The organism is Halomonas sp. GFAJ-1, assembly GCF_000236625.2.
GTDB lineage: Bacteria > Pseudomonadota > Gammaproteobacteria > Pseudomonadales > Halomonadaceae > Vreelandella.
Genome location: NZ_AHBC01000038.1, coordinates 52,369 through 64,466, shown reverse-complemented (window position 1 = coordinate 64,466; position 12,098 = coordinate 52,369). Strand labels below are relative to the sequence as shown.

12 protein-coding genes are annotated in these 12,098 nt (G+C 55.4%); 3 read left to right on the top strand and 9 right to left on the bottom strand.

The window, feature by feature from the left end:
• Positions 1-28 precede the first annotated feature (28 nt).
• Positions 29-1,102, top strand: a complete 1,074-nt coding sequence (locus tag MOY_RS10225; protein WP_009099373.1) for a 3-deoxy-7-phosphoheptulonate synthase — start codon at positions 29-31, stop codon at positions 1,100-1,102.
• A 77-nt stretch (positions 1,103-1,179) separates the two neighbouring features.
• Here MOY_RS10225 and dinG read toward each other — a convergent pair whose 3' ends face one another.
• Positions 1,180-3,306, bottom strand: coding sequence for an ATP-dependent DNA helicase DinG (gene dinG, locus MOY_RS10220; RefSeq protein WP_009099371.1), 2,127 nt, complete (start codon positions 3,304-3,306; stop codon positions 1,180-1,182).
• A 5-nt stretch (positions 3,307-3,311) separates the two neighbouring features.
• Positions 3,312-4,586, bottom strand: a complete 1,275-nt coding sequence (rhlB, locus tag MOY_RS10215; RefSeq protein ID WP_009099369.1) for an ATP-dependent RNA helicase RhlB — start codon at positions 4,584-4,586, stop codon at positions 3,312-3,314.
• 145 nt (positions 4,587-4,731) lie between these two features.
• Between rhlB and MOY_RS10210 the strand changes: the two genes are divergently transcribed.
• Both MOY_RS10210 and xthA read left to right on the top strand, forming a co-directional pair.
• The gene (locus tag MOY_RS10210; RefSeq protein ID WP_009099368.1) at positions 4,732-4,980 is read left to right on the top strand and encodes a hypothetical protein; all 249 of its coding nucleotides are present in this window, start codon (positions 4,732-4,734) and stop codon (positions 4,978-4,980) included.
• On the top strand, positions 4,980-5,810 hold the full coding sequence (xthA, locus tag MOY_RS10205; protein ID WP_009099367.1) for an exodeoxyribonuclease III: 831 nt from the start codon (positions 4,980-4,982) through the stop codon (positions 5,808-5,810). Before MOY_RS10210 ends, xthA begins: the two co-directional genes overlap by 1 nt.
• 51 nt (positions 5,811-5,861) lie before the next feature.
• Here xthA and MOY_RS16690 read toward each other — a convergent pair whose 3' ends face one another.
• The 7 genes from MOY_RS16690 to MOY_RS10170 form a co-directional block, all read right to left on the bottom strand.
• Positions 5,862-6,770: a hypothetical protein gene (locus tag MOY_RS16690; protein WP_009099365.1), complete on the bottom strand. Its 909-nt coding sequence runs from the start codon at positions 6,768-6,770 to the stop codon at positions 5,862-5,864.
• 125 nt (positions 6,771-6,895) lie between these two features.
• On the bottom strand, positions 6,896-7,987 hold the full coding sequence (locus tag MOY_RS10195; protein WP_009099362.1) for a hypothetical protein: 1,092 nt from the start codon (positions 7,985-7,987) through the stop codon (positions 6,896-6,898).
• A gap of 4 nt (positions 7,988-7,991) precedes the next feature.
• Positions 7,992-8,729: an energy transducer TonB gene (locus MOY_RS10190; RefSeq protein ID WP_009099359.1), complete on the bottom strand. Its 738-nt coding sequence runs from the start codon at positions 8,727-8,729 to the stop codon at positions 7,992-7,994.
• Positions 8,726-9,133, bottom strand: coding sequence for an ExbD/TolR family protein (locus MOY_RS10185; RefSeq protein ID WP_009099357.1), 408 nt, complete (start codon positions 9,131-9,133; stop codon positions 8,726-8,728). The genes MOY_RS10190 and MOY_RS10185 overlap by 4 nt, the downstream gene beginning before the upstream one ends.
• The gene (locus MOY_RS10180) at positions 9,126-9,668 is read right to left on the bottom strand and encodes a MotA/TolQ/ExbB proton channel family protein (protein ID WP_009099354.1); all 543 of its coding nucleotides are present in this window, start codon (positions 9,666-9,668) and stop codon (positions 9,126-9,128) included. Before MOY_RS10180 ends, MOY_RS10185 begins: the two co-directional genes overlap by 8 nt.
• Before the next feature lies 1 nt (position 9,669).
• The gene (locus MOY_RS10175) at positions 9,670-11,052 is read right to left on the bottom strand and encodes a MotA/TolQ/ExbB proton channel family protein (protein ID WP_009099352.1); all 1,383 of its coding nucleotides are present in this window, start codon (positions 11,050-11,052) and stop codon (positions 9,670-9,672) included.
• A complete protein-coding gene (locus tag MOY_RS10170) occupies positions 11,049-11,834 on the bottom strand; it encodes a DUF3450 family protein (RefSeq protein ID WP_009099351.1) in 786 nt (261 codons plus the stop codon). The genes MOY_RS10175 and MOY_RS10170 overlap by 4 nt, the downstream gene beginning before the upstream one ends.
• Between the last annotated feature and the right edge of the window lie 264 nt (positions 11,835-12,098).

The following is a 12,098-nucleotide window of genomic DNA, read 5'->3' as shown; positions in this document are numbered from 1 at the left end:
TAAGCCCACCGCGCATACAGGTAGCACGATGTCTGATCAGCAGGTTAGTAACCTTAACGTCCTTGCCCAGGACGTTCTTACCACCCCCGAAGCACTAAAAGACGCCATCCCTCTGACCGAAACCGCCGAGCGTTCGGTAATTGAAGGGCGCACTACCATCCAGAATATTTTAGACGGTAAAGACCCCCGTCTACTTGTCGTCGTAGGGCCATGCTCTATTCACGATGTTGACGCCGCGCTGGATTACGCCCGCCGTTTACGCAAGCTGGCCGACCAAGTAAGCGATAGCCTGTACATTGTGATGCGCGTCTATTTTGAAAAGCCTCGCACCACGGTTGGCTGGAAAGGCTTAATCAATGACCCGCATCTAAATGACTCATTTGAAATTGATGAAGGCTTACATATTGCGCGCAAGCTGCTGGTGGATTTAGCCGAAATGGGCTTACCACTAGCAACTGAAGCGCTCGACCCCATTTCGCCCCAGTACCTGCAAGACTGCATCAGCTGGTCAGCCGTCGGCGCACGCACCACTGAGTCGCAAACCCACCGTGAAATGGCCTCCGGCCTCTCCTGCCCCGTAGGTTTCAAAAATGGCACCGACGGCAGCCTGGACGTTGCGATTAATGCGTTAGAGTCCGTCGCTCACCCACACAATTTCCTGGGTATTAACCAGTCGGGCCAAGTCGCTATTATCCGCACCCGTGGCAACGCCTACGGCCATGTCGTGCTGCGTGGCGGCAACGGCAAGCCTAATTACGATAGCGTTAGCGTGGCACTGGCCGAAAAAGAGCTTAAAAAAGCTAACCTTTCCGCCAACATCATGATCGACTGCTCCCACGCGAACTCAAACAAAGATGCCGCACTGCAGCCGCTGGTACTGGAAAACGTGACCAATCAGATTTTAGAAGGTAACACCTCTATTATCGGCCTGATGGTTGAATCCAATATTGGTTGGGGCAATCAAAAAGTGCCTGCAGATTTAAGCGATCTTCAATACGGTGTTTCTATCACCGACGCCTGCATCGATTGGGATACAACGGTTGAAACCTTTACGCGCATGAACGAGAAACTGGCGCCAGCGCTTGCTAAGCGCATCGCTTAACCACTCTTTTAATTACAGTTTTAATAACAGTTTCAGTAACAGTAACGCCCCGCTGCGGCCTGCCCAGCGGGGCTTTTTTACATGATTTCTCGTTTGAACGGTGGCAAGGCATCTAAAAGTGCTTGACCGTAGCGGCGGGTAATCACCCGCCGATCCAGCAGCGTGATAGTGCCGCGATCACTCTCTTTTCGAATCAGCCGCCCACAGGCTTGTACCAGCTTGATAGACGCATCCGGCACGCTGATGCGCATAAACGGGTTACCGCCCTGGCTCTCAATCCACTCTGCCAATGTCGCGCCTACCGGGTCATCAGGCACCGCAAACGGCAGCCGTGTGATCACCACATGGGTAAGATAGTCGCCGGGCAGGTCAATACCTTCCGCGAAACTTGCCAAGCCAAAAATAATGCTGCCCTCACGTCTGTCCACGGCATCGCGATGGCGCTCAATCAACTCGCGCTTGGGCAGTGCGTCCTGGGCCAGCACCCGCGTTTTGGTTTCAACCGACAGGACTTTTTCTACCGCGCGAAGCTGCGCCCGTGAAGAGAACAGCACCAATACGGCCTCTTTGTCGCCTAGCTGCTCCACAAAACGCACAATCGCGCCCTCGTGGGCATCACGATCGCTTGGGTCGGTGGCCTCTTTGGGAACGCGAAGAATCGCATTAGCATAATCAAACGGGCTAGGCAGCGCTTGATAACGGTAACGGTTAGCTAACCCAGCACGCTCCTGAATACGCTCAAAACGCCCCAGCGCGGTGAGCGTTGCTGATGTCACCACTGCACCATGGCACCGCCCCCATAAGTGCTTGGCCAAGGTATGGGCCGCTGAAACAGGGCTTGCCGAGAACTCCACTTCTGGTTCACCCGCCACCCGACTAAGCGAGAGCCAGCGAGCGCTGGGCGGCGCATTGGCAGCGTCCTGCTCGCTAAATGCTTGCCAAAGCGCATGGGCCTCGAGTGCACGGCCGTGAAGCAGCGCCACCAACGGCAACCACGTTTCAGCCTGCTCTCGATCCAAGCCCGTTTGCTTGTCTGGATCGAGACTTTCCCTAAGAATATCGCTGATGCTTTCTAAGCAGCGCGATAGCGTTGCAAACATAACCAGCAACTGCTGCGCCTGCTCACGCAACGCATCGGGAATCTGGCCGTTTTCAAAGCGGAACTGATGAAGGGTCTCTTCATCACCTAGCCCATTGGGCCGCCCTGCCAGCTGATGCCCAACGCTGAACACATCACCCAGCGCAGGCTCTAAGCCATGCATTAATTCTGGCAAGCTAGCCAGTAAGCGCGCCACCGTTGGCTGCACTGCCAGCCCCTGGTGGAGATCCGTCAAACTGCTTTTGAGGGTTTTTAACCAGCGCAAACAGCCATGCACCGCAAAGCGGTGGGCAAAATGAGACAGCGCTTTATCGGGCAGGTGATGCCCTTCGTCAAACACAAAAATACAGTTTGCGGGGTCTGGCAAAATAGCACCACCACCGAGCGCCAAGTCGGCTAGCACTAGATCATGGTTAGCAACGATAACATCGGCATCTTCAAGCTCACGCCGGGAACGAAAGAATGCGCAAGCGCCAAAATGCCCACAACGCCTGCCGGTACATTGACGATGATCTACCGTTAAGCGCCGCCAGAGGGCATCGTCGATGGATTGCGGCCAATTATCGCGATCCCCTTCCCAGTCCCCTTTACCGTAAGACTCCGCCATATCACTCGCGATCACGTTAAAGTCGCTGCTTTCCGCCTGGAGCGACTGCTCAAATAGCGAGAGAGTGGGGTTAGGTTCACTGCCTTCCAGGGCTTGATCAAGGCGCGCCACACACACATAACGCCCACGCCCTTTGGCAAGGGCGTAGCGAAATGCAATACCGCTATGGCTAGCAAGGGAGGGCAGGTCCTGGTTCAACACCTGCTCTTGCAGCGCAACCGTAGCAGTGGAGACGATCAGGCGTTTGCCCTGGGCCTTGGCAATGGGCAGCGCGGCAATTAAATAGGCGAGGGTTTTCCCGGTACCGGTACCCGCCTCCAGCACACAGACATGGCTGTCGTTGGTGCGCTTACCTTCGCTATCTTGCTCAATCCCCCCGAGCGTACGGGCAATTTCTGCGATCATTAACCGCTGCCCGTAGCGTGGTGTCAGCTCTAGCTTTTCCACCACGCTACGGTAGGCTTGCTGAATATCGCTTTTTAAGCCGTTGTCCAGCATGCGTGTTACAGCATGCCTTCCGGCGGGTGCTCGCAGGGAAGCTTGCCATTGATATAGCGTTCGATCTCAGGCAAGGAGAACGCATCCTCTTCACCTACAAAGCTAATCGAAACGCCTTTTGCTCCGGCACGGCCAGTACGGCCAATACGATGAACGTAGTCTTCCGGGTCTTCCGGCAAGGTGTAGTTGATCACATGGCTGACGTCTTCAATATGAATGCCGCGCCCGGCTACGTCAGTGGCCACCAGCACTTGAATCTCTCCCTCGCGGAAGCTTTCAAGGGTTTTGATACGCTGGTTCTGCGGTACATCTCCCGACAGCATGGCAACGCTAACGCCCGCTTTCTTGAGAAGACTATCCAGCTTACGCACGAGATCACGGCGATTACCAAACACCATGACTCGCTCGAAGCTCTCTTGCTCAAGCAAATTCACCAGCAGGCGCTCTTTATCATCATCAGACACCAAGTAGACGCGCTGGTCGATGTCCGCTTGGTTCTCAACGGTCACTTCAATCTCTACGTGGGCAGGATCGAGCGTCCACTGGCTAGCCAAGCTCAGAATATCGTCGGTGAAGGTCGCCGAGAAGAGGAAGGTTTGGCGCTCCTCTTTTTTAGGCGTATAGCGAATGATCCGTTTCACATCGGGAATAAAGCCCATGGAAAGCATGCGATCCGCTTCATCCAACACCAGCACTTCCACTTCTGAAAGATCGATATCGCGTTTCTGATGAAAATCTAGCAGGCGGCCAGGCGTGGCAACCAAGATATCGATCTTGCTGCCTAGACTTTCACGCTGCTTTTGGTAGTCCATACCGCCCACAACGCTGGCGACATTTAGCTGGGTAAACCGAGCTAGGGCTTTGGCATCTTTTTCGATTTGCAGCGCCAATTCACGGGTGGGCGCAATGATCAGCGCGCGGGGCGCACCTGGTTTCTGCCCATCCGGTGTTGGCTCTTCCAAAAAGTAGGCCATTACTGAAATTAAAAACGCAGCAGTCTTACCCGTTCCGGTTTGCGCCTTGCCAACAATATCGCCGCCCAGCAGCGTTTGGCGAAGGGCTTCCGCTTGAATGGGCGTGCAGTATTCAAACCCTTGAGCATGAATAGCGCGCATTAACGGCAGCGGCAGATCAAAGTCATGGAAGCGCCACTTGCCGGCCACGGCGGGCACCTGAAACTGACGAAGATCCCAGTTCGACTGACGACGACGCGGTTTCCGACGGCGGCGTTTAGGCTTGCGGTTCTGGGCCGATGCTGTGGTCTGTTCCGACTCGCTCATAGGCTGTGTATCTGTCCATTGCTGTGGATGTTAGGCATCACGAAGTGCGCATTGTACCAGGGGTTGGCGATAAGAGCGCGCTCTGCTGTCGAAGGAGTGCGCTAGCCTGTTAGAATGACGCATAAATTAACCCAAGGAGCGCGACATGACGCGTAAGAAAAAGACCCGTTCGTTGGCGGATAAAGTCACTATCCGTACTGGGCGTCGTAAAGATTATAAAAAATGGCGCCACGAGAACCCAGACCAAGTTACCTCTTCACGCCGTTTTGTAGCAAAAAAGCAGCAGCAGCGTAAGCTTCAGGCAGTTCGCAAATTGGCCCGCCAGCAAGAGGGGCAGACCATTTCGATTCACCCGGACAAAGAGGCGGAAAACCCTTCTGGAGAGAACTCTTAATGCGTTTGGTCTCGTTCAACATCAATGGTATCCGGGCACGCTTGCATCAGCTTCAAGCGCTGATTGATACTCAGCAGCCTGATGTTATTGGCCTGCAGGAAACCAAAGTGCAGGACAGTGAGTTCCCTCTGGCCGACGTAGAAGCCATGGGGTATCACGTGTTCTATTATGGGCAGAAAGGCCATTACGGAGTTGCCTTACTATGCCGCCAAACGCCTGAGGCGGTTTTTTATGGCTTTCCCGATGACGAAGAGGATGCCCAGCGGCGCATGATTGGCGTGCGGCTGCTGGCCGACGATGGCCAGCCGGTGACCGTATGGAACGGCTATTTCCCCCAGGGCGAAAATATTGCTCACCCTACCAAATTCCCCCATAAAGAGCGCTTTTATCAGCAGCTGTCCCGATTGCTTAACAATCAACACAGCCCTGACGAGCGCCTTGCCATCATGGGTGATTTTAATATTTCCCCTGAAGATCAAGACATAGGCATTGGCGAAGCTAGTCGCAAACGCTGGTTACGTGAAGGCAAAGCCAGCTTTCAGCCCGTAGAGCGCGAATGGCTTGAGGGTATTAAAGCCTGGGGGTTAAGCGATAGCTACCGGCTTTGCTACCCAGAGAATGATGCTTGGTTTAGCTGGTTTGACTACCGCTCAAAAGGCTTTGACCGGGAGCCAAAGCGCGGCCTGCGCATTGACTATATTTTAGTGACACAACCCCTTGCGGAGTGTGTGACCAGCGCCGGTATCGATTATCAGCTACGCGGCATGGAGCGCCCTTCTGATCATGCGCCGATCTGGAGCGATTTTTCACTTCACCTTGCTCAACATTAGACCGCCAGTAACTACCGCCGGGCTTATACGGTTACCCGGCGGAAAGAAGTACTAGCGGCCTGGGCCATAAGAACGTAGTTCTGAAATACTCAGCTGATAACTCAAATAACTATCACTGTAGCTTCCTACGTAAATGCGATAGTCACCGGCTGGCCAATTTGCATGCTCAATATGCTCATTCAAGCCATTACCGCTGTCATCGTCGCATAGCAAAAACTTTCCTGGGCCATCAATAATTAAGGTGGTGTCACCATCAGCCTGCGTCCAAAGCTGCAAATAAGAAAATGAAGCACTTAGTGTCATCTCATGATCAGGCGTGCTAGCAATATTGCCTCGGCAATGGTTACCGAGCATGTCTGTTTCAAAAATAGACGCCGCACTCTGCGCCCCGCCGGATACAAAGCTTACTCGCCATGGGTCAGGCGTAAAGCCAGGCGCAATCGAAATATGGCGACTATCATGGGTATCAGCGTGACCTTGCGAGCCGCCAGAAAGCTCGCTTACAAACAGGTCGTAACTATGGGCACCTCCGTCATAACTACCGACATAAATACGATAGTCCCCAGCCCTCCAATCACGATGTTCTATTAACTCATTTAAGCCGCGACCACCATCATCGTCACAAAGTAAGAAACGGCCCGGACCATCTATAATAAGGGTAGTATCAGCATCTGACTGATTCCACACCCGTAAAAAATCAAAGTCATCTGTTAGCGTCATGACATGATCAGGCGTTTGCGAAATACTGCCAGAGCATGCTATTTCTCGCATATCACGGCCAAATATCTGACTGGCCTCTTGCTCCCCACCAGATACAAACGTACGCTGCATTGGATCTGGCATAAAACCTGGAGAAAGCCTTAGATTGCGCTCTTGAGCATAAGAGTGGCCTGCGGCTAACAACCCCGTTGTTATTATCGCAAATGCACGGAGATGGCCCCGACGAATAATTTTATTCATAGCATTTCTTTATTTTGATTAGAGTAAAAGCCCGACCCTACCCAGGCCCCTTAGCATTACTTAAGCTTGCCTCTCATCTTATAACACAACCTTTTTCAGCTAGGCAGAGGTTATTTACAATAGGCTTACCACTGCTTCGTCGAAGAGTCGCCCAGGCTCGCTGCGTTCATAAAAGCCTCCTCAGCTAACGCGTGTTCTCCCCAGCTGTAAGCCAGCTGACCAACCTGTCGCCAATCTCGCGCTTGCCGAGTGTATTCGGCTACGTCTTTCCATGACGCTAGGGCGTTTTGAACATGCTTCGCTTGTTGCCAGGCAGTGGCCAACAGCCTTAGCGTTTGCTCATCCTGAGGCAGCATTTCATTTTGCAACGCTTCAGTGAGATGCTCCGCCGCCCGCGCAGGTGTGCCCCCTGCCAAATGGAGTTGGATTAACAGCAGTCGCTCTTCTGGTTGGGTGAATTTGCCTAGCTGCCACGCCATCTCCCATACACCTGCGGCAACCCCTGGCTGGCCTGCCTGCTGCGCAAGCCCAGCCGCCTGTCGCCACGCCTCAGGGGCACTTTGGCTATCAAGGCCCTCCAGCAGCCACGCTAGCGCGGCATCGTTTTGCCCGGCATTGCGCAGCACGGCAAGCACCAATGACTGCCGTGCTTCATTTAAGCTATCGCGCTGTTCAAGCAAGGGCGCCAAGTACTCGGCTGCGCGTTCCCAGCGCTCCTCTTGGGCCAATAGATACACCAATTGCCAGCTCACGTGTGCATCCGCATGGCTATCCAACCACTGCTCATACAGCGCAATGGCCTCACCGAGCTGACCTGCCGCCCGCCGCAACCCAGCCTCTTCACGCTGCCACCTAGCCAGCTGGCTTGCGGGCACACCGCTACGCTTGCGGGCATTGGCCAACTGCTCGGCGGCTTCTGCTTGCCGCCCTTGGCGTGCCATGGCACCTGCCGCAAGCTGAGAGTAAAGCGCGCTGGCCCATTGGTCCGAGCGGTTACCCCCTTGCAAACGAGCAGCCTGTCCCGTTGCCCGGGCAATAAGAGTGTCCAATGCTTCGGAACCTCCATCACTCGCGCCAGCATCCGTCAGCTGCTGCTGAAGCGTATTGAGATCTTGAATGATATCGCTCGGCAAAGGCTCACTTGCAGGGGCAAACGAAGCCCAGAGGCTTAACAGAATTATGCCAACCACACGCTGCATATAACTTAAACGCTGCATTTAACTACCTCAGCTGAAACTCAATACGCTGCGTGGCGCGCCGCAGCTGCTGGCTGGGCTCAAACTGCCAGCGAGCAATCGCCTCACGCGCGGCATCTTCAAACACGCGCCGAGGCTGCGCATTAGTAACTTGGATTGTGCTGCTATCAACGCTGCCATCACGACGAATAACAAACGCCACCTCGACAAACCCTTCCATTCCCCGGCGCTGCGCGCGAGGAGGATACGTAGGATTAACGCGGTTTGTAGGCGCCACCTGGCCCACGCTAACCGGCTCACTAGAGGGTGCAGGCTCGGCCTGGGGCGCCGCCTCACGCTGCGCGGTGGAGGGGATTGGCGACGGTTCTGGCTGTGCTTGCGGCGCAGGCTCTGGCTGCGGTGTTGGCGGCGTAGGCTCTGGGGTAACTTCAGTAAGTTCAGGCAACTCGCTATCGAGTTCTAGCGGCTCCACAGGCTCTTCGGGCAGCTCAACCTCCGGCATCGTGATAGCGCTTTCCGCCATCGGGGGAGGCTCGGGCATCGCCATAGGAGGCGGCGCGGCCGCAGGCGCTGCATCTGCAGGCTGGGGGGGTGGTGTCTCTTGTTCTGGAGCAACCTCTGGTGCTTCCACCATATTCATGGATAGCGTCATTTCCGGCTTTTCTAACGCACGCTCCGGCGGCGTTACTAATAACGCCAGCAGCCAAAACAGTCCAACAGCCAATGCCACCCCGCCGGACAAGGAAAGCACATGACGAATCATGGGGCGCTCCGGCTCGCGGCTACGGCCACTTGGTCAACACCAGCCTGTTTTAAACGGTCCATCACTTCAATTAGCAACCCGGTTGTGGACTCACGGTCGGCCTGAATAACCACCGACCCATCGTCGGTCAACATGGCAGCCACTTCCTGGCCAATCCGGTGGATATCGACAGGCTTCCCATCCAACCACACCGCACCTTCTGGCGTTACCGCTACCAACACCTGCGCATCCGGCCGAGGGCTTGCCGCGCTAGATTCAGGACGGTTAATGTCGATACCGCTCTCTTTAATAAAGCTCGTTGTCACAATAAAAAAGATCAACATGATGAACACCACATCCAGCATCGGGGTTAAGTTGACCTCGTTGCTATCGGCCGTGGCATCTACAGAACGGCGTCTACGCATCACTCTCCTCCACGGCACGCGCCAAGCGGTCGTGCAGACGCTGATCTTCACGACGAATAACGTGCTCTAAACGACTAATGAACAGCAGCCCCACCACCGCAATCGCCATCCCCGTTAAGGTGGGCAGCGTGGCCCGTGCCACGCCGTCTGCCATGGCTCGGGCCTGGTGGGTATCGCTCAGCGAAAGGCTATCAAACACTGCGATCATGCCAGTGACCGTCCCCAGCAGCCCCAGCAGCGGACAAAGCGCTACTAACAACTTTAACCAGGGCAGCGGGCGGCGTAATTTGGCAACTAGCGCAGTAGCCCATACGTGGCGCAGCGTGCGTGCGCTCCAGCTACGATGATCGCTACGCGCTGCCCAGCGGCGAATTAGCCTGCGTCGCGCGACACGCCAAGTGATCCGGTAATACCACCAGCGCTCTATCGCCATACCAAACACCAGCACAGCTACGAAGGCGAGCACGACCAACACCGCACCACCGGCATCGACTAGCCGCTCTACAGGCTCAAGCCAAAGGGGCAGCGTAAACATCTTAGCTCACCACCGGGGCATAAGGTGCTGACTGGGCTTCAAGGTGATCTGCCAGCGTTGCGCTCGCTTCGCCTTCAATCACTTGCGTTAGATAACGGCTGCGGCTAGCCAGCGCCGTTTGCGCAAACAGCAGCGGCACGGCGGTTACTAACCCTAATACGGTGGTCACCAACGCCTGACTGATACCGCCCGCCATTAGCTGTGGGTCGCCGGTGCCAAAAACGGTGATGGCCTGAAAAGTGACGATCATGCCTGTCACGGTGCCCAGCAGCCCTAAAAGGGGCGCAATCGCTGCCAGTAGCTTGACGATTGGCTGACCCCGCTCAATACGCGGAAGCTCAGCCAGCACCGCTTCATCCAACCGCGCTTCCAGCGCTTCTGGCGTTTGGTGCTTATCCATCTCTTGAAAGCGCTGCAGCACGCGGCCCAACGGATTATCCCCACGCAGCTGGCTGAGCGATTTACGCTGCCGAGCAACCCGAGCGCTCGCGACCAGTAGATAGATGTACTGGGTCAGCGCCACCAGCAAACCAAACACCCCTAGCACGACAACGACGTAACCAACATAGCCACCCTGGTGGAAGCGCTCCCAAAGGCTAGGCTGCTGGGCAAGCGCGCGCAGCACAGCCCCTTGTGTCGGGTCGATAGTAAACTCACGGCTTTCGCCTTGGTGGTAAGCCGCCAGCACAGCGCTCATTTCACGAGGAGTACGGGGAACTTCAGCAAGCTCATCGTCGCTTCCTCCTTTTCGCAGCAGCGCCGTCTCGGTAAAAGCAGCAAAGTCGGCCAGACGCACCACATCCCGGGACTCGATAACACCACGCGTATCTGCCACATTAAGTGAGAGCCTTTCAGCACGGCCTGTTTGTGCGGTGAGTGTTGCCAGGCTATCCACTACCGCTTCAAGGTGCTGACGTTCAAGCACGTCTACCTCATTTAAACGCGGTGGCAGCGCGGCATCGCCAAGGGTGAGCCAGCTTTCATCGCTCAACGCATTGCGCACCTCACTACTGTGCTGGCTCAAGCGGGCTAACAGCGCGGTGATCGCCTCACCCTGCTCCGCTTGACGCTCAGAAAGATCGCTTGCCTGCTGCGACTGCTCGCTTTGCTGGGCTTGTAAGGCATCACGCTGCTCTTCGGCGACCTGATGCGCCGAGCGCGCTTCTTCCAATGCCGCCTCTAGTGCTTGCTGGTCGTCAAGAAATGAGCGCAGCCGCTCTTCATCGCGAGCTTCCGCCGCTTGGCGCGCTTCTCGCAGTGAGCTTATGGTTGCCGGATCAAGGCTGGTGCTTTGCTGGGCCAGCGCGCTGCCGGAAAACAGACTGAGCATTAACGTCAGCAGTGTGGCAAACGCCTTCAGCGAAGGTTGAGGTAACCCACTCATTGCTGACCTCCCTGTTGCTCATCAGCGGTAATGGAAAGCGGTAAACGCAGTAGACCGGGGGTGCGCTGATCATCAGCAATTCGTAATCCATTGCGCACTTCTCGCCGGGCGCTTTCATTTAACGCTTGCCATGCACCACTCTCGACGTCCCACACACCGCCTTCGCGGCCATCCGGGGAGAGGTAGTAAAAACCGATACGGCCCACGCGCAGGTACTCCACTTCACGGGCAGGCATATCCTCAATGGCTAGCCGACCACGCCAGGTATCAATAGTGCGCCCGTACTCAAGCTCTACGCGCCATGCTTCGAGCAGGTCGGTAATTCGCTCAACGCTTTCTGCGCCTGAACCAGCCTGCGCTGTTTGCACCCTTGCTAGCCGCTCGTCGCGCAAAAAAGGCAGATCCGTTTCAATCCAGCGGATTAACTGCTGGGTCATATCTTGCTCAATTAACGGCAGCGCCGCTCGGGTGTCGCTCAGCGTATCCAGCGCCCTACTCAGGCGTTGCTGGCGCTCAGCTTCACTGGCTAAACGACCACTAAGCGATGAGTTGGCAGCGTCCATTTGGCGGGTTTCACGCTCAAGACGGCGAAGCTCTTCCAGGGCCGCGCGGGTCTCTTCATCGGCGGTGTCGATTTGCTGCTGGATAGCCGACTGGGCTTGCTGGGCCTCAACACTTTGGGAGGCCTGCCCTACTGTTTCATCGCTTGCCAGTAGCGAAGCACTGACCAGCACTCCGGCAAGCAAGCACCCACCCAGGGCAAAGAAAGGCCTTTTCAGCACGTTACGTCTCCGTTACTGATTGACACGCGGCCATTCACGGCGCGCTAGAAATTATTGAACATAAGAACGATTTGCGTTTCGTTTCAGCAGTGCATAGCCTAACATCAATGAGATAAATGACAATATTTATCATTAGCATTCAAAGATACGATGTAATGCACGACTATCTAATCTAGCGTGAATGAGACGGCCAACGTGACATCAACGTCTGATTTGGCGGAAAGATGGGGGATAAAAGCGGAGAAAGGGAAAAAATGTTATGAA